20 protein-coding genes and 1 tRNA gene are annotated in these 22318 nt (G+C 35.8%); 4 read left to right on the plus strand and 17 right to left on the minus strand.

The features are described from left to right. Positions 1–179: 179 nt before the first annotated feature. On the minus strand, positions 180–1829 hold the full coding sequence (gene groL / locus AAGD50_RS03255; RefSeq protein ID WP_155968879.1) for a chaperonin GroEL: 1650 nt from the start codon (positions 1827–1829) through the stop codon (positions 180–182). A 100-nt stretch (positions 1830–1929) separates the two neighbouring features. Further along, a complete protein-coding gene (locus AAGD50_RS03260) occupies positions 1930–2211 on the minus strand; it encodes a co-chaperone GroES (RefSeq protein WP_173862895.1) in 282 nt (93 codons plus the stop codon). Between the two features lie 165 nt (positions 2212–2376). Here AAGD50_RS03260 and AAGD50_RS03265 point away from each other — a divergent pair, with 165 nt between their 5' ends. After that, entirely contained in the window at positions 2377–3183 is an 807-nt protein-coding gene (locus tag AAGD50_RS03265; RefSeq protein ID WP_264724201.1) for a YgfZ/GcvT domain-containing protein, read from the plus strand. An 897-nt stretch (positions 3184–4080) separates the two neighbouring features. Here AAGD50_RS03265 and recJ read toward each other — a convergent pair. The 12 genes from recJ to AAGD50_RS03325 form a co-directional block, all read right to left on the minus strand. Continuing rightward, a complete protein-coding gene (gene recJ, locus AAGD50_RS03270; protein WP_265041206.1) occupies positions 4081–5820 on the minus strand; it encodes a single-stranded-DNA-specific exonuclease RecJ in 1740 nt (579 codons plus the stop codon). Positions 5821–5880: 60 nt separating this feature from the next. Then, positions 5881–6069, minus strand: a complete 189-nt coding sequence (locus AAGD50_RS03275) for a hypothetical protein (protein ID WP_264954149.1) — start codon at positions 6067–6069, stop codon at positions 5881–5883. Next, positions 6066–6248, minus strand: coding sequence for a hypothetical protein (locus tag AAGD50_RS03280; RefSeq protein WP_265024640.1), 183 nt, complete (start codon positions 6246–6248; stop codon positions 6066–6068). Before AAGD50_RS03280 ends, AAGD50_RS03275 begins: the two co-directional genes overlap by 4 nt. 535 nt (positions 6249–6783) lie before the next feature. After that, positions 6784–8085 carry a cbb3-type cytochrome c oxidase subunit I gene (locus tag AAGD50_RS03285; RefSeq protein ID WP_341810137.1) on the minus strand — a complete coding sequence of 434 codons (1302 nt, stop codon included), beginning with the start codon at positions 8083–8085 and terminating at the stop codon, positions 6784–6786. Then, positions 8078–8887 carry a hypothetical protein gene (locus AAGD50_RS03290; RefSeq protein ID WP_285534911.1) on the minus strand — a complete coding sequence of 270 codons (810 nt, stop codon included), beginning with the start codon at positions 8885–8887 and terminating at the stop codon, positions 8078–8080. The genes AAGD50_RS03285 and AAGD50_RS03290 overlap by 8 nt, the downstream gene beginning before the upstream one ends. A 26-nt stretch (positions 8888–8913) precedes the next feature. Then, positions 8914–10260 carry an IS110 family transposase gene (locus AAGD50_RS03295; RefSeq protein WP_174515809.1) on the minus strand — a complete coding sequence of 449 codons (1347 nt, stop codon included), beginning with the start codon at positions 10258–10260 and terminating at the stop codon, positions 8914–8916. A 210-nt stretch (positions 10261–10470) separates the two neighbouring features. Continuing rightward, entirely contained in the window at positions 10471–10992 is a 522-nt protein-coding gene (locus AAGD50_RS03300; protein WP_265041203.1) for a Na+/H+ antiporter NhaC family protein, read from the minus strand. A gap of 283 nt (positions 10993–11275) precedes the next feature. Continuing rightward, entirely contained in the window at positions 11276–13729 is a 2454-nt protein-coding gene (gene lon, locus AAGD50_RS03305; RefSeq protein WP_155968871.1) for an endopeptidase La, read from the minus strand. A 15-nt stretch (positions 13730–13744) separates the two neighbouring features. Further along, positions 13745–15022, minus strand: coding sequence for an ATP-dependent Clp protease ATP-binding subunit ClpX (clpX, locus tag AAGD50_RS03310; RefSeq protein WP_006279985.1), 1278 nt, complete (start codon positions 15020–15022; stop codon positions 13745–13747). After that, positions 15022–15648 carry an ATP-dependent Clp endopeptidase proteolytic subunit ClpP gene (clpP, locus tag AAGD50_RS03315; protein ID WP_006280254.1) on the minus strand — a complete coding sequence of 209 codons (627 nt, stop codon included), beginning with the start codon at positions 15646–15648 and terminating at the stop codon, positions 15022–15024. The genes clpX and clpP overlap by 1 nt, the downstream gene beginning before the upstream one ends. A gap of 11 nt (positions 15649–15659) precedes the next feature. Next, the gene (tig, locus tag AAGD50_RS03320; protein ID WP_264724118.1) at positions 15660–16994 is read right to left on the minus strand and encodes a trigger factor; all 1335 of its coding nucleotides are present in this window, start codon (positions 16992–16994) and stop codon (positions 15660–15662) included. A gap of 158 nt (positions 16995–17152) precedes the next feature. Beyond that, a tRNA-Leu gene (locus tag AAGD50_RS03325) sits at positions 17153–17234 on the minus strand. A 140-nt stretch (positions 17235–17374) separates the two neighbouring features. On the opposite strand from AAGD50_RS03325, the gene AAGD50_RS03330 reads away from it, so the two are divergent. Continuing rightward, positions 17375–17971 carry a BON domain-containing protein gene (locus AAGD50_RS03330; protein WP_006279461.1) on the plus strand — a complete coding sequence of 199 codons (597 nt, stop codon included), beginning with the start codon at positions 17375–17377 and terminating at the stop codon, positions 17969–17971. Positions 17972–18031: 60 nt separating this feature from the next. Further along, entirely contained in the window at positions 18032–18961 is a 930-nt protein-coding gene (gene gshB / locus AAGD50_RS03335; protein WP_264724119.1) for a glutathione synthase, read from the plus strand. Here gshB and murG read toward each other — a convergent pair. Then, complete coding sequence (murG, locus tag AAGD50_RS03340) at positions 18946–19977, minus strand: undecaprenyldiphospho-muramoylpentapeptide beta-N-acetylglucosaminyltransferase (protein ID WP_155968867.1); 1032 nt, start codon at positions 19975–19977, stop codon at positions 18946–18948. The two genes, gshB and murG, sit on opposite strands and share 16 nt — an antisense overlap. A gap of 69 nt (positions 19978–20046) precedes the next feature. Between murG and AAGD50_RS03345 the strand changes: the two genes are divergently transcribed. Then, positions 20047–20439, plus strand: a complete 393-nt coding sequence (locus AAGD50_RS03345) for a hypothetical protein (RefSeq protein ID WP_006279962.1) — start codon at positions 20047–20049, stop codon at positions 20437–20439. A gap of 5 nt (positions 20440–20444) precedes the next feature. Here AAGD50_RS03345 and lpdA read toward each other — a convergent pair whose 3' ends face one another. Together lpdA and AAGD50_RS03355 are read right to left on the minus strand one after the other, a co-directional pair. Further along, positions 20445–21818 (minus strand): dihydrolipoyl dehydrogenase, encoded by a 1374-nt coding sequence (gene lpdA / locus AAGD50_RS03350; protein WP_151807945.1) that lies wholly within the window; start codon positions 21816–21818, stop codon positions 20445–20447. Between the two features lie 75 nt (positions 21819–21893). Then, positions 21894–22316 carry an IS110 family transposase gene (locus tag AAGD50_RS03355; RefSeq protein WP_049973639.1) on the minus strand — a complete coding sequence of 141 codons (423 nt, stop codon included), beginning with the start codon at positions 22314–22316 and terminating at the stop codon, positions 21894–21896. Between the last annotated feature and the right edge of the window lie 2 nt (positions 22317–22318).

Raw genomic sequence — 22318 nt, forward strand, 5'->3', positions numbered from 1 at the left:
ACTAGGGGTTATAGTTTTCTTATGCTGCCTTTTTGTTATTAGACAACCACAATATAAAGGAGTGAAACGGATGCAAACAGTAGTGCATTTCTGCACCAAACGTATTACCTTTAACGAATAGTAAAATGTGAGATTTTTTGGAACTACCGTGGAGCAATTGCTCCACGGTTTCATTCTACTTAGAATCCACCCATGCCACTCATTTCTCCTGCACCCATAGGAGATGAAGCATTTTCTTTGCTTGGTACATCAACTATCATAGATTCAGTAGTTATCAGCACACTCGCAACAGATACCGCTGTTTCAAAAGCAATACGCACCACTTTTGCTGGATCAATCACACCAGCTGTAAATGCATTAGCGTAATTCATAGCCTCAACGTTGTATATAAGCTCTTTATCATTCTGCTTAATCAAATAGTCAATTATAACAGCAGATTCAAGACCAGCATTTTTAACTAACCTTCTAATTGGAGCACTGAGAACTTTCTTGATAATGTTTATGCCTATTTGCTCTTCGTCACTTGCACCTTTTAATTTGTCGAGAACAGATGAAGCATAAAGAAGCGCAACTCCACCACCTGGAACTATGCCTTCTTCAATTGCAGCTCTTGTTGCATGCAGCGCATCTTCGACTCTATCTCTACGTTCTTTAACTTCCACTTCAGTTGCTCCACCAACTTTGAGCACAGCAACGCCACCTGATAATTTCGCTAAACGTTCTCTTAGCTTTTCTTTATCATAATCAGAAGTTGAAGTTTCAATTTGAGATTTAATCTGCTCGATTCTAGCTTTCACACTGTCAGAATCGCTATTTTCGCTGACAACTGTGGTATTATCTTTAGTAATTTTAACATTTTTAGCCGTACCAAGATCATCAAGCGTGAGATCTTCCATCTTGATTCCAAGTTCATCTTTTATGACGTACTTAGCACCAGTTAAAGTTGCTATGTCTTCGAGCATCTCCTTTCTTCTGTCACCAAAACCTGGAGCTTTTACTGCAGCAACTTTTAAACCACCACGCAATTTATTGATAACTAAAGTGCTTAATGCTTCACCTTCGATATCCTCTGCAATAATAACCAAAGGTTTACCAGATTTAACAATAGCTTCAAGAATAGGAAGTAAAGGTTGAATAATATTTAATTTTTTCTCTGTAATTAATAGATAAGGATTATCAAGCTCCACGATCATTTTTTCATTATTTGTAATAAAATACGGAGAGAGATAACCGCGATCAAATTGCATGCCAGTAGTCAGCTCAACTTCTAACTCTTTTGAACCTTTACTCTCTTCAACAGTTATTACACCCTCTTTTCCAACTTTTTTCACGGAATCAGCGATACTATTACCTATATCCTTATCACCATTTGCAGAGATTATTGCAACTTGTGCCACTTCGTCTATTTTCTCTAGAGAAATTGTACGAGACATTGACGCAATTTCCTTTAATATTACATCTTTTGCCTTCTGTATTCCGTTTTTAATACCAACACGATCGTTTCCAGCAGCAATTGATTTTGAAGCTTCCATTATCATGTTGCTAGTTAGTATTGAGCACGTTGTTGTACCATCACCAACTTTATCGTTACATTGAGAACAACTTTGTGCAAAGATGCTTGCTATTACAGCGTTTAATGGTTTTTCAGGCTTGATACCCTTCATCACCTTATAACCATCTTTTGTAATTTCTGGTGCTCCATAGGGCTTATTAATCCCTACTGTTTTTCCTCTAGGTCCCGCAGTTATTGCTACCGTTGAATCCACTATTGCTGCGACCTCACGAAAGGCTTCTTGCAACTGCTCACCTGATACTACTACATTAGTCATTTTTATCACCTCTTGTTAATAAAAAATTTAGAAAACTATAATAAAACCATTTACAATGCGCTATGTTGCGCTTTGTTTCAGTTTAGTAAAATAAAGACTGCTACTTAATGACAGCAAGTATATCGGATTCCTTCATCACGATAAGCTTCTCATTATTATGTTCTATTTCTGTACCAGCCCATTGGCGATAGAACACTTTATCACCAGCTTTCACAGTTAAAGTTACGCGTTCGCCACTTGAATTGCGTGAACCTTCACCAATTGCTATAACTTCACCTTTAGTAGGTTTCTTTTCAGCACTTGATGGAAGCACAATTCCACCTTGCTTTTCTTCGCTAATAGGCTTGATCAGCACGCTATCATCTAATACATTTAAACTTATACTTGACATTTGTTTTTCCTCATCAACAAATTAACTTATAAGTTTATATATATACTCGTAAGTTAGATTTCAAGGGCTGGAGCTTGTAAAATATGCACGCCAAAAGCAGTTTCTAAAAGAGCCTAATGTTATATAATAAAATTTAGATTTATTTATAGAGATTTCATGAGTTATATACCATTTTTAAGTCGTGGTGTGATAGTGCTATATGGGCCTGACACTAGAGATTTTCTGCAGGGTATTATAACCAATGATATTAATAAGTTGGATAGCCAAAAAGCCATTTACTCTTTATTGCTTAGCCCTCAGGGAAAATATCTATATGATTTTTTTCTTATTGAATATGGTAAATACACCCTCTTAGAGTGCGAAAACATGCACTTGCAGCAAATAATCGAGAAACTGGATTTGCTTAAAACTTACTTGAGAGTGAAGATTAAAGACGTTAGCGCACTATATAAGGTTGGAGTTTTGTTTAATACTAAGTTGGCGGAGTGTAGTGGTAAGTCACAAGTTATTTTTCAAGATCCAAGGCACAAGCTGCTAGGAATGAGGATCATACATAAAGATGAAATAAAAGAGCCGGTTGGGGATTTTACTCAGTATGAAAAAGTCAGAATTCAAAATCTCGTTCCAGATGGAGCGAAAGATATGGTGCAGAATTCATCGTTTCCGCTGCAATTTTTAATCGATAAAGTAAACGGTATAAGCTTTAATAAGGGGTGTTATATAGGTCAGGAAGTTGTAAATCGAATGAGCAGACAAGAAATATTCAGAAGAAAACTTTACCTTGTTGAGGGGGATAACGCACTTCCAGATATTGGCACTAAAATGACAAATGAAAATAATGAAGAAATAGGGGAACTGCGCTCTAGTGTAGACAACATTGGATTTGCATTGCTTAATACTGGAAAGAGCCATGCAAATTTATATGCAGATGGAGTTAGGTGCGTTAAGACGTTGAAGTCTTAAGGTAGCACATATAGAAACGAAAAACTTGCTTGACACCCTTCGCCAGCGCCCTTATCATGGTATTGAAGGTATTCAGTTATCTTCATCTGTGCAGATTAAACAGCAAGAAAACAACGTAGTTGGCGTCTTATTTTTAATTTTTTGCACTATGTGCACCTTATGTCTTCACAACATTTCTGGGTTTTTACCTATATAAGCTGAAACGCGCTTATAAGTCGTTTAAGACAGTATAGTACGCCAATTTGCAGGATTAGAGAGTGACAACTAGCTAACACGGGGTTTCTTTTGCCTTTTTTTCTGCTTAGTAAATTTCTTAAACATTTGCAGCGTAGGTTAGTTGCATTCAAAAGCAGCTAAATTGCAGTGTTTAAGACTTAAAAACGCCAATACTGAAAATAGACAATGACTAGGGTTTCTTTTGCCTTTTTTTTCATTTGGTAAATTTTTTAATGTTTATGGCTAAACGACAACCGTCATCCCGCTGCTTGTTAGCGGGATCTCTTGTTAGCGCCGCGGAGGTATGACGGTTCGTGGCGGCGTGACGATAAGCTCGTCATCCCACTGCTTGTTAGCGGGATCTAGAGATACCGCGAATGAATCGCGGTATGACGGTTCGCGGCGGTATGACGGTTCGCAGTGGCATGACGATAAGCTCGTCATCCCGCTACTTGTTAGCGGCTAAGAGATACCGCGAATGAATCGCGGTATGACGGTTAAGTAGGGTGTCATCCCAGTGTCACGCACTGGGATGACATTATAGGAGCACTGGGATGACACCCTCTTGGATGGAAATCAGTGTCAGATAATTTCATGACACCAGTTGTTGTAAACTCACTTTTTCTCGATTTTTTGGTTTATCTTGTCTACCTATTTTGCCACTCTGCTGAACAGATACACTCAACTAATGGTCAATACATCTTCTATTAAAAATTGTACAAATTCATTGCCATTCCAGTAATTCATAGAGATTTTACCCAAAATAGCTTTAACATTACCCTGCATGATAGCAGAGCCAAGATGAGTATTTGCAGAACGAAATGCAATAGCTTTTACCATAACATTATCATCAGCAATAAAACATTTTATATGGTCAACTCCTATAACTTCAGGCTTTCTTATCTTTGCTCCTTGGATAATAAACCTTGGTTCAGGATTTCCAACTCCAAATGGTCCCAAGCGTTGCAATTGATTCCATAAAGACAAATTTATTGCTTTAGCAGTTACTATACTATCAGCTTTTAAAGTTTTCTCATTTATAGAGTTTGAAAATCTTTCAGTAAAAAAATCATGCAAATCATTTATTTTGTCTTCTTTAATTGAAAATCCTGCCGCCATACTATGGCCACCACCTTCAATAATCAAATTTATAAACTTTGCGGAAAGGACTGCAGCACCGATATCAACTCCCAAAATTGATCTACAGCTTGCTTTTCCTATTCCATTATTTAAAGATATCACTACTGTTGGCAAGTGAAACTGCTCCTTTAGCCTTGATGCAATTATACCAATTATTCCCTGGTGCCAATTGCCACTTATCATTATAAAATTCGCACCTGATTGGGTAGACTCTTCCGCTTGTGCTGTAGCTTCCAAGAGAGCCTCATTTTCTAACACTTTTCTTGCATTATTCAAATCTATTAATTTTAGCGCGATTGAATGTGCCTCTTCTTCATCATCGGTGGAAAGCAACCTTGCACCGAGCGATGCTTCTCCAATTCTTCCTCCAGCATTTATGCACGGTCCAATGCTAAACCCCAACCGCGAAACACTTGGTTTTTCAAGGATTCCCAAAGCATCAAATAAAACACGCAAGCCAACGTTTTTTCTTGTTGACATAACTTTTAATCCTTGTGAGACAAGTGCTCTATTGAGGCCTGTGATCTGCATAACATCACAGACAGTTCCCAGAGCAACCAAATCCAATAGATCAAATAAATCTGGTTCTTTTTTATTGGTAAAAAATCCTTGCTCACGTAGGCTTTTATTAAGAGCAACAATTAGCAGAAATGACACTCCAACTGCTGCTAGGTTATTATAAGGAGAGCTCTCATCAAGGCGGTTTGGATTCACAACTGCTACGGCGCTTGGTAATTTTTCCGTACCAAGGTGATGGTCAACAACTATAATATCAAGACCAAAAGCCTTTGCATCTTCTATTGGTTGATATGCAAGCGTACCACAATCAACGGAAATACATAAATCAATTCCATTCTTTTTAAGTTGTAATAAAGCATCTGTGTTTAATCCATAACCCTCATCAACACGATCTGGAATGTAGATTATAGAGTGTATACCGATTGCTCTTAGGTACCTGTTAATCAATGCTGACGATGTTGCACCATCAACATCATAGTCACCAAATATTGCAAGGTTTTCATCATTTTTTATTGCCCGTATTATACGAGAAACAGCTTTATCCATATCAAGAAGGTGAAAGGGATCTGGTAATAGCGATCTGATTAGTGGATATAAGAAGTCGCTTGCATTTTCTATGTTAACACCACGAGTAACCAATATTCTTGCTAATATTTCTGGTAACTCAAATCTCTGTGTAAGAGTTAAGATTTGCCTTTGATCTGCTTCTTGCAACTTCCACAATGCATTTGTTATGCTGCGCTTTTCAATTTCAAGTAGCATATTCTTTCTTTGTAAATAAAACTACTTTACCAGAATTTTTAAGCTTGTTCTATAATTGTATTAGACTTCTGCATAACCTAAACTAAGTAGAAAAAAGGTATCATCTAAGTAGCTGACACTGGTCTCCATCCAAGAGGGCAGTAGCCCCTTCGGTGTCATTCCAGCGCGTGACCAGGTCTTTTTAGCTATCATAGGATGACAGAAGCAGACACTCCACTTTGTCGTTCCAGTGCCTCCTTTTTTTGTCATTCCAGTGCCCCTATGATGTCATCCAAGTAGCCTCCCTCTCCTGTCATCCCAGTGCTCCTTTTTTTGTCATCCGAGTAGCTGACACTAGGATCCAGGTTGCTCACAAGCAAACTAGTATAGAAAGTGGTTACAACGTTTCCGATGAGATTGCAGAAAGGCTGGATCCCAGTGTCAAGCACTGGGATGACACCCTCCTAGTAGAAACGCTTTTGTAATTGCAACATTCGTGCAATCTTTAGCCATAAACATTAAGAAATTTACCAAACGAAAAAAAAGGCAAAAGAAGCCCCATGGTTGGCTAATTACTTACATTATACTTTCAAGTATGGCGTTTTTTTATTCTAAACGTTTAATAACCACGACTCAGCTGCTTTTAAATCGCAACTAATCTAAATTATAAACGTTAAGAAATTTACTAAACAGAAAAAAAGGCAAAAGAAACCCTAAGGTAGCTAATTATTCACTATCCATTTTTTAAGTTGGCGTTTTTTAATGTTTTAAATGCTTTATAAGCGTATTTCAGCTTGTGTAGGTAAAAACCCAGAAATTTGATAAAGACATAGAGTGCACATAGTGCAAAAAATTAAACATGAGACGCCAGATACGTGAGTTTTTTTGTCATTTAATCTGTACAGAGAAGATAAATAAATAGCTTCAGTACCATGATAAGGGGGCTGGCGGAGTTTGTCAAGGAAGTTTTTTCGTTTCTATGGGTCAGTTGGTACGCGCTTTGCCTTTTAACAGATGTAAAAGCACAATTATTACGAACAACATTCCACCAACAACTGATATAGCGCCACCTATAATGAAGCACGTGCGTGCTAACATTGACGAAATACTTGGCAGATCTGCAACCTTCCTTAAAGCACCATATCCACCAAGCCACACAAGGCCAGTGATATGGAGAAAATGCCCTATACTGTAGGCATAAATCTGTAATCTTACCATGGAACTTTTTATCTCTTTAAAGTTTAATTTAGGTAACATCCAGTAGACAAAATTCATAAAAGCTATAGTGATACCAACTACAGAACCATGGTAATGAGCGGGAATGGTGACATTTCCTTCAATAGCCAGCACTCCAAGCACATCTCCATAAATGAACAACAAGAATGAATGTAATAAATAGTTGCTTTTATTATTAATAAAAGTTCTGATGTTGCAGCACACTAATATTATCAAAAAGCACGGCAAAACTGCTCCAGCAATCCTCATATGCCAAGTAAAAAACTGTATTAACTTGGCACTATCAACTGGATAAACAAAATATACAAACGGTGCGCCTACAGCTAAAATCGTGTTTATAAATAGTGGTAAAATAGTAATTTTATTGCTTGAAGCTAAACTAATATCATTGGAACTTAGCATTATTAAATAGACTAAAAACATTCCTTGAGTAAAAGCAAACTGCAATAAATGTCCGCCTCCCCAAAAGAGATATTCGTAAAACAAATTCTTATCTGAGTGATATAGACCTGGAGGCATATTATTATATGCTAAAACAAAGCAAAGAAATGACGATACAAGTATAATAACTAGCCCAATTTGCCCAACAGAGAGAAATGAAACCTCTTTTTTTGATGTGTATGCTAGCATTGTATTTACTAATATACTGGCAATAAATAAACTGAGTCCAAGTAAAAATAATTTGTTTTGTAATACGGGAATATAGTTACTTTTGATAACTTCAGTGTTTGGAACGAATGCGGATATAAACATGAGCAGCATCGAAAGGGTTGATAGAACCCATAAAAAGTTAAACCAACTATTGGTATTTTGTAGGTTTATGATAAAGAGCAGAGATATTATAGAGCACATCCACACTAAAATTGACAAGTTCACGTGTATCACCAGCGCATTATCAAAAATATATTGTGCAGAAGGAACAAGAGAGGAGATAAAAGGCAATCGTAGAAAAATAACAATTATTGACAGTAACCCAGAGCAAGCAAGGGCACATACTGCTAGGAATATCCATCTTTTACAAAGTGAAGCATTGTCTTGTATGTTAAGCACAATCTTTTTTCTCAATTTTGTTCAATACAATATATAACACTGCAATAATACCTAAAACATAGCAATAGTATACGTGTGGCACGACTGCCAAAGGTGAAACTCCAGCAATAGTGCTAGCCAAAAGCAATTGAGCGCCATACGGTATTAATCCTTGAAATACACAAGAAAATATGCCTAGCCATGCTGCACTATAGTGAGGCGGTATTTCATATTTCTTAGCAATATCTCTAGCAATTTCACCACTAAAAATTATAGCGATGGTGTTATTTGCAAGTAAAATATCAAATATACTGACTATTTTTGCAATAAATAACTGCGCAGTTTTTTGTCCACCACGTTGTATCATAACCCAAGATGAAAGTTTATCTGCAAACTCCTTAGAATTTTTACCTACCAGTCCTGAAAGTCCGCCAACCATCAATGACAGTAGCATAATTTCATGCATACTCATAAACCCCTTAGTGATGTTTTGGCTTAAAAACAATAAACCATAATTGTTGTTATTTATAAATCCAATGATTCCAGCAAAAGTTATGCTTAAAACCAATGCCGTAAATACATTTATTCCAAAGTTTGCAAGCAATATAAGTATGATGTAAGGAGCCACAAGCAATAAAGAATACTCCTTAACTGAAATAGCAGCACTATTGCTTGAGCTATAAAATAATATAATTATTGTGAATATAGAAGCAATTAGTGCCACTTTTGCATTCAGTTTTAATTTTTTCTTTATATCAGCCTTTTGAGACATCACAGATGCAATTGTAGTATCAGAGATAATAGATAAATTGTCGCCAAACATTGCTCCTCCTACAACAGTTGCAACTTCTAAGAAACTCTTTCTGCTAGTAGCTCTTTTTTAATCAAGACATAACCAAATTCACTAGCTTTCTTGCTTAGAGTCTTCACTATTTTTTCCTTATATAACTTTTCATAGTAATCAATGCCCTTCTCTACATATTCCTGTCCATACTTTAGCATACTATAAAAAATGCACGCCAATTTCCTAGCCGTAGCGGTAATCGCTTTCGGTGCTCCTAGTCGTTTTTTTAACCTTCTGCAATATGCACCAATCCCACTGTTGCTTCTTGACACACACTGGGCAGCCATCCTAAAAGCATTTGCAGCACGAGCAATAACTTTGCGAGTTCTCGTCCCAAATACTTTTTCCCCTGTAACTTTATTAGCAGGACTTAGCCCCAACCAAGAAGTAAAGTGCTTCTCTGATGGCCATTTATCGTGGTTCAAACCAACTTCTGAGATAATTGTTTGTATAGTTAGCACATCAAGCCCAGGAACTTTAGTAAAATCAATACCGGTTACTCTATACAGTTCTTCGTGTAAAGGAAAGTCTGGTCTGTTTTTTGAAAACCTATTCTTTATTTTGCTGCATCGCTTATTCTCGTCAGATTTTGTTTCAAATGTTTTGTAATATTGTTCGATGCTTTTGTCGCATTCTGCTATTTTTTCCTGATAAATATTATACAATTCAAATTCTTGCTTTAACACAAATAAGAGTTCCTTTCTGTAGTCGCCTTTTAGCGCTTTTGCCATGGTAGATCTATCATTTCTTATCCGTACATCTCTCAATTCTGATAATTTTTCAGGATTCCTTTCACCTTCAATTATTGCTTTGATAATTTGCATACCGGTCACTCCAGTAATATCACTTATGACTTTGTGTAATTGAACGTTCATTTGAATTAACGCTTTTTGCATACGTAGAATATGTGTGGATGCACTTTCAATCAGGTTGCTACGTTGCCTAACGTAATTACGCAACACACACATTTGATCATCAGGTCTAAACGACCCATGGAGTAATCCATAGCTGTGTAATTGTTGTAACCATTGACAGTCTTGAACGTCGGATTTTCTACCAGGCACGTTCTTAATATATCGTGCATTTACCAATTTTACCTCAAATCCATATGACTCAAGTATTTGAAACAAAGGAATCCAATATACTCCTGTTGATTCCATAGCTACTGTTCTAACTTTACATTTCTTTAACCACCCTGCTAAGTTATGAAGATCAACTGTAAAGCATCCAAATTTTTTGACACGTTGTTCATCTCTTCCTTCAGGTACACATACATAATGTACAGCTGAGCCGATATCAATTCCTGCTGTATCAGGATTCACTATTTCTAGTTTACTTTTTGCCTTTATCATGGTAATTATCCTACTATAACTTATAATGGAGAAGCACTTAAGCTTGGGACGGTTAGATTATACAATCTTCTAATCGAGGTAGTCATAATAGACTCCATCAGTGGTTTAACCGTTCCTCCAAAACCACGCTCCTAAACGGGCACTTAAGCACCATTGATCAGTCGGTTATAACTGCAGAAGTACTTCTTGATAAATTATATATAAAAATTGCTATGGAAGTGAAGAAATAGTTTCTTTCCGGTTTAACAAGATTTTTTTCTTGTTCGACGCTCCTAAGGAAGGAGAAATCCCAGCTTGTGTCAGTTCAACTGCAACAGGAGCAATTGTTGCAATGGTGCCCATTGATGTACCAATAGCAGTGGAGATGAAAGCTGCTACAAAAAATAATCCTATGAGTAAAAATTGTGTTGGTATAAATGAAAGAGCCAAATTAACTGTGGCATCAGCACTACCGATTGCTTTAGTTACTTCACTGAATGCACCTGCAAGTAAAAAAATGATGCACATAGTGATAATATTACGATCTCTTACCCCATCTAGAAAGGCATACATTTTTTCTTCAGTATTGCCCTTGTATAAAACCCAACCCAGAGCTATGGCAGGAACAATGGCTACCAGTGGAGATAACTGATAAAAAGCATTTGACACGCCAAGAACAGTAAAATATATGCCGCTTCCTACAAAAAGAAATAGGAACAGTAAAATAGGCAAAAAATTTGTAAAATAAAACATACCTCAGCTCTGATAAACGCAAATCAACTATGATATAATTTATATTATTATAAACCACAGTTGGCACCTTGACCAATGTTTTTCTAGAAAGCAATCTACCAGAAAAGGTTTCCATGAAAAGGACTATTATAATATATCATCTACTTGAATTAAACTGGGAGATAGAATAAGTAAAAAATATGAATGACATAACAACAAAGCAAGTCATATCCTTATGGGATGCACAAGTTGGTGGATTTTTGCCGGATAAAAGAGAAATGGAGATTGATAATATTTTTTTAATCTAATGCTTCAATGTTTCCGACATAGGAAAAGTATCATCTTTACTTTCTATAGAGGAAGGCACACTATTTTGATTATCATCACCATCAATTGGAGTAGTAGGGTGCATTAAAGCAACTTTCATAACTTCATCAATATTCTTAGCAAAAACTACGTTGATCCCCTCTTTGATGCTTGCCGGAATCTCTTGCATATCTTTCTCATTTTCACTTGGTATAATCACAGTTTTGATTGATCCTCTGAGCGCTGCAAGCAATTTTTCTCTTAAGCCCCCAATAGCTAAAACTCTACCACGCAATGTCACTTCGCCTGTCATAGCAACATTTTTGTTAACTGGTATATTCGTCATAAGAGAAACAATAGACGTACATACCGCGCCGCCAGCAGAAGGGCCATCTTTTGGTACTGCACCCTCAGGTACATGTAAATGTATATCATTATTTTGGAATTTTTCGGGCTTTATACCAAAAAACAAACAATTTGATCGAATATAACTATACGCAGCTTTTATAGATTCTTGCATAACCTCTCCAAGCTTTCCTGTGTATTTTATTTCTCCCTTGCCCGGAATTAGGACTGATTCTATCATCAAAATATCACCACCTGTTTCAGTATAGGCGAGCCCAGTTACTATTCCTACTAAACTCTCATTTTCCGCAATGCCAAAGGTATATTTACGTACCCCTAAATAATCTTGTAAATTGTCAACCCCTACGGATATTTTCTTATTTTTATCAGTCAATATTTCTTTAACTGCCTTTCTCATGAGCTTTGCAAGCTCCCTTTCCATACTTCGCACACCACTTTCACGTGTATATAAACGTATCAACTCGTATAACGCCTCATTAGTTATGTCCCATTCCTTCTGATACAAACCATGCTCCTTCTTTAACTTCGGAATAAGGTGGTGTGTAGCAATACTGATTTTTTCATCTTCAGTATACCCGGACAATTGTATAATTTCCATCCTATCACGCAAAGGATGTGGTAAATTTAAGCTGTTTGCCGTAGCTACAAACATTACACTTGAAAGATCAAACTCAACTTCCAAGTAATGATCCGTAAAGTGTTTATTGTGCTCAGTATCTAAAACCTCAAGTAATGCAGACGCAGGATCGCCACGCGAATCAGAACCCATCTTATCTATTTCATCAAGCAGAAAAAGCGGGTTGCATGAATTAGCTTTTTTCATGTGTTGAATGATTTTACCAGGCATTGAGCCAATATAAGTTTTCCTATGCCCTCGTATCTCAGACTCATCACGCACACCACCAAGAGCTATGCGAACAAAATCTCTTCCTACTGCTCTTGCCATAGACTTAGCTAAAGAAGTTTTACCAACACCTGGCGGTCCAACTAAGCAAAGTATAGGACCTTTTATCTCTTTTACTCTTTTTAATACCGCTAAAAATTCTATTATTCTATCTTTTACTTTCTCTATGCCATAATGATTTTCATCTAAGATTTTCTTAGCTGCATTTAAGTTAATTTTTGCATCTTTGTACTTTCCCCATGGCAACTCAAGCAACCAATGCAAGTAACTAGATATAACTGTAGCTTCAGGAGAAATGGGATTCATTTTCTTGTATCTCTTCAAATCAGTTATAGCTTTCTCTCTTGCTTCCTGAGAAAGCTTTGTTTCATTTATCTTTTTTTCAAATTCATTGAGTATATTCCCTTCATCACCATTCTCAAATTCGCCTAATTCTTTCTGTATAGCTTTCAATTGCTCGTTAAGGTAGTAAACTTTCTGAGTGCTTTCAACTTGCGATTTAATTGTCTTATATAAACGGTTTTGTGCGTTCAAAATACTCATTTCTCTCTCAATAAAAGCAAAAGCTTTTTTTAAACGCTCTTCTGGGTCATAAGCCTCAAGTATGCTTTGTTTATCTGATACTTTTATATTTAAATGTGAAGCTACCGTGTCTACAAGTTGATCAACTTCTTTGATTTGATCAATGGAGTTAATGGCAACCTCGGGCTGATTTTTCTTGTTTAGCTTACACCAGCTATCGAACGCGTCTACAACAGATCGCCTTAAAGCTTCTAAGTCAATATTGTCTTCATCTTCTTTATAATGACTGTCTAACTCTACCCTGGCTTGTAATAAAGTATGAGAGCTAATATATTCTACAACTCTTCCCCTTCTTATCCCCCGGATTATAACTTTTACTGCATTGTCAGGTAATTTTATTAACGGTTGTACAATGCTTGCTAACACACCTACTTCATAAAGATCTTCAGGCTCTGGATTATCAACAGAGCCATCTTTCTGTGCTACAAGAAAAATCTCATTTTGGTGATTACTACTACTTATTGCATACTCTAGTGCATTAACAGATTTTTCTCTGCCTATGAATAAAGGCACCATTATATTTGGAAAAATTACTACATCTCTTAAAGGTAATACTGGCAATGCAGTAAAACTAGAGCTTACAGCACGTTCAATGTTCATAATATATGCCTCAAATTAATCATTAACCGTTATAACATTGCCATTGTTATTATGATTAACCGTTGCTTTTCCTAATTCTACCATTTTCTTAGTGATTACTATAGTGCTACCTTCAAAGCCTCCGTTTCCAGATGTATACATAATGTCAAGCAAAAGTGACTCCAAGATAGCACGTAACATTCTTGCACCTGTTTTGTAGCTTATAGCCTTTTTAGCAATAGCTGATATTGCTTCATCTGAAAACTCAAGGTTTACTTTGCTAAACGCAAGCAATGCTTTGTACTGTTTTATTAGTGCATTCCTTGGCTCTGTCAACACATGTATTAAATCTTCATGATCCAGCTCATCTAAAACAGCAGTTATTGGAACCCGCCCTACAAATTCGGGTATTAAACCGAATTTGATTAAATCTTCAGGTTGAACATCATGTAAAGCATTCTTTTTCTTTTGCTCTTTAGACTGACTTATATCTGCTCCAAAGCCAACTGACGTTCCCTTTTTTCTCGCTTCAATAATTTTATCGAGGCCTTCAAAAGCTCCTCCACAAATAAACAGTATGTTACTAGTATCCACTTGTATAAACTCTTGTTGTGGGTGTTTTCGCCCTCCTTGTGGCGGAACATAAGCAACTGTACCCTCCATAATCTTAAGCAGAGCTTGCTGGACCCCTTCACCTGAAACGTCACGGGTTATTGAAGTGCTTTCAGATTTTCTTGTAATCTTGTCTATTTCATCTATAAACACTATACCACGCTGTGCTTTTACAACGTCATAATTTGCAGCTTGTAATAAACGCGACAACACGCTTTCTACATCATCACCCACATAACCTGCCTCAGTTAAAGTTGTCGCATCAGCCATAGCAAATGGCACATCTGAAACTTTAGCAAGTGTTTTGGCTAGCAAAGTCTTACCAGAACCAGTGGGACCAATAAGCATTATATTTGACTTCTCGATTTCAATATCACTTATAGCATGAAATTGTACCATGGATTGACAATGGTTATACATAGCTACAGATAAAACGTGTTGCGCGTGTTCTTGACCTACAACATGCTTGCTGAGAAAGTTTTTTATATCCTCAGGTTTCTTTAGTAATAGCTTCATATCAGATATACGATCTGAATTAAAAGATCTATCTTTCTTTTGACTTATTGCTTTATGGGATAATTCTATGCACTCATTACAAATAAACACCTTTAAACCATCCGAAGAGTTAGTAATCAATTTATCTACTTCATCTTGCGCCTTGTTGCAAAAAGAACAGTAGTGTAAATCATTATTGTTATCCATTAACCCACCTTTTGTTTAACTTTAATATTTTCAATTTCAATATCTGTACGCTCAGCTATCACCCTGTCAATTAAGCCAATTTTCCTTGCTTCTTCAGGATCCATGAATTTATCTCTTTCCATCATTCCTTCAATTTTCTTCAGTGAATTTCCAGTATGTTTTTCATAAATTTGATTTAGTTTTTTCTTAACCCGCAAAATTTCATTAGCATGTATTTCTATATCAGTTGCTTGACCATGATAACCACCAGATGGCTGATGTATCATAATTCTTGAATGAGGTAGAGAGTAGCGCTTACCTTTTGTACCAGCTGCAAGCAATAAAGAACCCATAGACGCAGCTTGACCTATACATAAAGTTGAAACGTCTGGGTTTATATACTGCATTGTATCGTAGATCGACAAACCAGCAGTTACAACACCACCTGGTGAGTTGATGTACATACAAATGTCTTTATCGGGATTTTCCGATTCTAAAAATAAAAGCTGTGCTACTATTACACTGGCCATATTGTCTTCAATAGGACCTGTTACAAAAATTATTCTTTCTTTCACTAGTCTTGAATATATGTCATAAGCGCGCTCACCGCGACTAGTTTGTTCAACTACAATTGGTATAAGAGTCATACCTTTTCCTATTAAATATTATCAAATAATTCCTTTAATTCTTTCACAGAAACAATCTGCTCTTCTTTACTAACTTTTTCTATTATATAATCTGTCACTTTATACTCAAGCGCTTGCCCTCTAACTAATTCTTGAAATTGTTTATTTGATTCAAAATGCTTAAGTACTCTGTCAAATTGCACATCTTTACTGACATATTGATTTACAATAACACTCAAAACATCATTTTGAGTTAATGATATTTTATGTTCTGCACTAAATTTCATAAATAACATAGCAAGCTTTACACGTTTTTCAGCTTCTTTACGAGAATCATTTTGAGCACCCAATTCTCCTTCCATTCTTTGTTGCTCCTGTTTTACTATGTCTGTGGGTAAATCAAAACTATAATTAGCATCCAAATAATCAAACAGCTCCTTTTTAATTAAGAGATTTCTCATTTCGGTGCACTGATCACCAATCATTTTTTTTGCATGATTTATTAGCAAAGAATAATCTTTAAACCCAATACTCTTAGCTATTTCATCATCATTTTCAAAATCTTTGGCAATTTGAATCTCATTAACTCGCACAGAAAAATCAGCTTCCTGTTCTGCAAGGGAAATGGCTTGGTAATTTTCAGGAAATTTCAACTTAAAGTTCTTTGTTTCTCCCTTTTTCATACCAGTTAATTGATCTTCAAAACCATTAATAAATGTGCCAGACCCTAAATTAACGGCAAAATCTTTGCTACTTCCACCTTGAAAGAGCTTATTCCTAATCCGCCCTTCAAAATCAATTATCAATTTATCCCCATCTTTCGCTTGATAAGAAGCATCATCAACAGAGGCAAAATTGGGGAACTTTGTTTTGATAGAATCAATAAATTCTTTTATATCTTCCTCTTCAATCTTTGCTTCAATTTTCTTTAAGTTTATTTTGTCAAGATCTATCATCGGTACTTCAGGCATCGACTCAAAAGATAGCTTGTATACAAAATTGCCCTCCTCATTTTCTTTGCCCAGATCTGGTAATGATATAACATCAACCTTAGGATAAATGTGAGACTTGACTTCAATTTTTTTCATCAAATCACTTGAGCAATAATCAATTGTATTATTTATCACATATTCCAAAGCCTCGTTTTTATAATTTGCAACAACAAGGTCATAGGGCATCTTTCCAGCCCTAAATCCAGGTGATTTTGCATTTTCTGCTATCTCTTGCAACCTGGAATTTACCTTTTGTTTTATATAATCACTACCAACTGTGATTTCATACTCATACTTTAGTTTATCTATACTAAGCTCTTTGTAGGTATATACGCTACTTACTTCGACTGTATTTTGAGGTATATTATTAGACATCATAATTCATTTATTAACATTTTAATTCATATCTTAATAGAGTCATTTTACCAGAATTTAAGTTAAACACAATCCTTAAGAACAGGTTTTTACACAAACAAAAGTGTATTTAGTGATTATAAATTTTCCCTTAAAACCTAAGTTACATGACTTTAAAGTGCGGATAGAGGGACTTGAACCCCCACGAGCAAGCTCACCAGGACCTAAACCTGGCACGTCTACCAATTCCGCCATATCCGCAAGAAATTTTCAGTACCCTATTATAGGTATTCCATTAAAAATATTCAAGGTTTAAAGTCTTACTTAATTTATGGTATTTACACAATCAAAAAAGCTTATTAACATTTCTTAATGAAAGCTCTAAACCCTGAAAATCAATAATGAGATTAATAACAAGCTTCTTACTCGCAATTTTTTTGATTACACAAAGTGGTTGCACAACCCTTATAATAGGTGGTGTGGTGGCTACAGCGACAGCAACAGCAATAACAATGCAGGACAAATCCTTGGGAAATATCATTGATGATACGACTATGGTCATCAGAATTAATAAGGGGCTCTTAAAACATGGGCTATTTTCATCCATAAAGGTTAAAGTAAGTGAAGGAAGAGTATTGCTCATTGGAAGTGTTGACACTCCTGAAAAACAACTTACAGCAGAAAAAATAGCTTGGCAGCAAAAAGAAATTAAAGAAGTGATAAATGAAATAAGAGTAATACCAATTCAAATGGCTTCCATGCTAGACACCACTGTAGATGGCATGATAACAGCGGAAATAAGAACAAGACTCCTGGGAAAAAGAAATATTAAGTCAATTAATTATAGCGTTAATACGGTTGATAGAGTTGTTTATTTGATGGGTATAGCCCAAAATAAAGCGGAATTAAAAGCTGTAATAGCAATTGCAAGAAAAGTAAAGGGAGTAAAACAAGTTGTAAGTTATGTACGATATAGGTACAGTAAGTTACGCCATTAGGCAAAAATCGCTTTCAAATTATAACATTTGTACAATTGTGACAATAGGTAGAGAACATAAATGAAAGTTGCCTTTCAGATGGATGAAAATATAAATTTTGAAACTGACACTACATTCGTGCTAATAAAGGAAGCACAAAGGAGGAAGCACGAAGTTTTTGTCTATGCTCCTAACAATTTAGCACTAAAGCTAAACCATCCAATTGCTCTGGCTCAGAAAGTCAGCGTTGATGATTTTAGTTTTATCTCTAAAGATGATGTAGCAATCAACTTGAATGAAATGGACATCATATTTATCAGACAGGATCCACCCTTTGATATGCGTTATATTACAACAACATATATCTTAGAAAAAACCAGCGCATTGGTAATTAACAATCCAACAGAAATAAGAAATTGTCCTGAAAAATTGATAACTTCATTATTTCCAGAGCTAATTCCGCCAACTTTGATTACTGAAAATATATCAATGATTAGAGATTTCTACTACAACTATCAAGATATTATTCTGAAGCCATTGTATAGTTATGGAGGAAACGATGTGATAAGAATACAAGATGAGAATAGTATTCAAGTAGTAGTGGATCTCATGATAGCAAAATACGAATGCCCTGTGATTGCACAATCATTTTGTAAAAACATAGATAAAGATAAAAGAATATTGCTACTTTATGGCCAACCAATTGGTGTAATGAAACGAATTCCAAAAATCAGTGGAGAGATCAGAACAAACATGCGACTTGGAGCAAGTTTTGAGCCCGCTCAAATGAACGATAGAAACAATGAAATATGTAACAAAATTGGTCCTGAATTAAAGAAAAGAGGGCTAATATTTGTTGGTATTGATATTATAGATGACTTCCTGCTCGAAATTAACACAACTTCACCCACGGGAGTAGTTTATATCAATAAATTGTATAATATATCGCTAGAAAAGGATCTTTGGGACGTGTTTGAAGAAAAAGCAAGCAGCCATCAACTAAACCTGTGAACAATCACCTTAACAAACTCAGTAGTCCCATTCTTTATCCCTGTTTTTTCTGTACTATTGGTCATATCACGCAATTTTTGAGAATTATTTAATAGATCAAATAGTACCTCTGTTAGATTTTTTTTTGCTTCACTATTCTGCTTAACTATTATAGCTGCTCTCGAGTCTTCAATATATTTTGCGTTATAAAATTGGTGATTATCTTTTGAGTAAGGGTAAGGAATATATATAGCAGAACGCCTAGCAAGAGTGATCTCTGCTATTGAAGTTGCTCCTGCTCTGCTAATTACCAAGTGAGCATTGGCCAGTCTATTCTCCATATCATCAAAAAATTCACTCAATTCACAATCGATCTTTTCACTTTTGTATAGACTTTTGACCTTGTTTACATTTTTCTTCGTACATTGCTGCGTCACTCTAATTTTCTTTTTCATTTTAATAGGTAAATCACAAATTACGCTGCTTACTACATCATCAAAAAAATTTGCACCTTGGCTGCCTGCTATGACCAATATATTTAGGATTTTCTCAGTGCTAGAATGGCTCTGTGCTTTTATATCAACAAAATTTCCTGTAAAAATACATTTATTGCCCTCTGCATATTTAGTCTCCGGAAAGCTGGTTGCAATTAATTTTGCACTCTTGAAAAAGAATCTATTTACTCTCCCTAAAACTGTGTTTTGTTCATGTAAAATTATAGGTATAGAAAGAACTCTTGCTGCAAGAAGAGTTGGAAAAGAAGCATAGCTACCAAAACCAATGACCGATTTTGGTTTTAATTTTCTTACTTGATACAGTGCTAACATAGAGCTGTATATCAAGAAAAGGAAAAACTTAAATTTGTTGCTGCTTGGTTTACATAATGGCAAGGTGTAGTTTCCCACGTCAGTATTTTTATTTGTTTTTTTATCAGTAAATACTATGCAACTATATCCTTGTGCCTTTAGTGCTCTTGCTAAAGTTATAGCTGGAAAAATGTGTCCGCCTGTGCCACCTGTTGCTAAAATAATATCCATCTGTAAATAATAAATCCTAGATTGTTAACTGTTATTTAACAATTTGCACGTAGAATTTTATTAAGCGTTATGATAGTTGAGTTAAAAATGCCTAAAAGTAATAGTAAAAAAGAACCTAATGAGAAAAATAAACCTCAAGAACAAAGAGAAGGCAGAAGCGGAGGTTTTTTAGAACTGCTAAAAAATATAATAAAAATTCTTTTCAATTCGGTCGTTGACCTACCTGAGCACGAGCAGCATAATAAAATGAAAAGCACTAATCTACAACAAGGTTTGGATACTAAAGGAAAAGGCCCAGAAGATCTTCATCCAAAGGCAAAGCTTGAAGTTAAAGAAGCAGCTAAGGGATTGAAAGAAGAGTTACAGAATTCTGATGCTGGTGGTAATCAATCTATTGAAACTAAAGTGCCTAATCAAACTACTACTCAAGACATTGACAACTCTAAAACGATGGAACGTTAGTTCAACTATTTAACATCTGCAGCAAGCACTGATTCATGTATCATCTCTGAAATGGTTGGATGAGGAAAAATCGTAGATTTTATGTCGAAGTCTGTTCCTTCTAGTTGCTTTGCAAGAGCAAAATTGCTAATTAACTCCGTTACTTCTGCACCTATCATGTGGCTACCCAGAATTTCTCCGGTTTTTTTATCTATAATCGTTTTCACTAACCCTTCAGTTTCACTGAGTGCAACAGACTTACCATTAAAGTTAGAGTGAAATTTTCCTATTTTTATATCATACCCACCTTTTATTGCCTGTTCCTCAGTAAGGCCGATGCTCGCTATTTGTGGATGAGAATAAGTGCAATTTGGTATGCATTCTTTTTTTAACGCATGAGCATTTTTACCAGCAATCTTTTCAATGCAGATCACGGCTTCATGGCTCGCTTTATGTGCTAAACATGGTGGGCCAGCTACATCACCTATTGCATACACATTTGATTCACTAGTTTCATACCATTCATTCGTTTCAATAAAGCCAGAAGGGCTTAATTTAATTTTTGTATTTTCTAAACCTATATTTTCAATATTTGCTTGAATTCCAACCGCAACAATCACCCTCTCAAATTCTTTGCTCTCACCACTACTTAGTAGCACTTGAGCAGAGTCTTTACTTTTAGTAAGAGCTTTTACGCTACTGCTTGTATATATTTCTATCCCCTGTTTTGTGAATATTTCTTGTGCTAAATCTGAAATGTCCTTATCCTCCAGCGGCAAAATAGTGCTCTTTATCTCTATGATTGTTACATCAACACCCAAAGTACTATAAAAACTTGCAAATTCTATTCCAATTGCACCAGACCCTATAATTAGTAGCGATTTTGGTAATCTCTCTGGAGTCATAGCGTGCTGCGCATTCCATATTAAATCTCCATCTGCCTCTATTCCAGGCAGATTCCGTGCCCTCACGCCTGTTGCTAAAATGATATGCTTGGAAACAATTTCTTGTTCTTCCTTATCGCTAACGACTTTTATAGTACCATTGCCTGCAAGTTTACCAAAACCTTGATGAACTTTGATATTATTTTTTTTCATCAAATATGCAACACCGCTTGACAATTTATCAACAACGTTTCTTGAGTATTTCACTATTGATTGTATATCAAAATTCGCTCCCTTTACTTCTATACCAAACTCTTTTGATCTTTTTATTAGCCTATAAACCTCAGATGCTCTAAGCAGTGATTTTGTTGGTATACATCCCCAATTTAAGCATATACCGCCTAAATTTTTTTCTTTTTCCACAATTGCAGTTTTAAACCCAAGCTGTGCCGCCCTAATTGCCGCTATATAACCACCAGGACCGCTACCTATAACCGTAATATCATACTCATTCATCAGTTTTCTTCGTATTCAAAAAGATTATATATAACAGATGGAACCCATACAATCAATGGTCTGTCATCTACCGTCTTAAGAGTCAAGATAAAAGTTGTTATTTTTTATCATGGCATTTAAACAAACGATAATTTTTCTCATGACAGCAACTAATGCAACCTTAGCAGCTTTGCCAGAATCAACCAAACGCTGATAAAACGCTTTCATTTTTCTGTTGTGGCGCATAGCAACAAGAGCTGACATGTATAGTGCTTTCCTTGCATAAAACCTGCCTCCTTTGATTTGAGCTTTGCCAACTTTTCTTCCACTTTCACTAGTTTTAGGTGCAACTCCAACTAAGCATGCAATTTCTCTATTCTCTAATCTACCAAGCTCAGGCACCTCTGTCAGTAGAACGCTCGCCGTCTTTGATCCAATACCTTTATAGCTGATTAAAAGCTCATTTTTTCCTTTCAATTCAGCTATTGCGTCTTCTATGTCTTGCCTAATTTCTTTCAATT

Origin of the sequence: Wolbachia endosymbiont (group A) of Apotomis capreana, assembly GCF_964027025.1 — a bacterium.
Lineage (GTDB): Bacteria > Pseudomonadota > Alphaproteobacteria > Rickettsiales > Anaplasmataceae > Wolbachia > Wolbachia pipientis.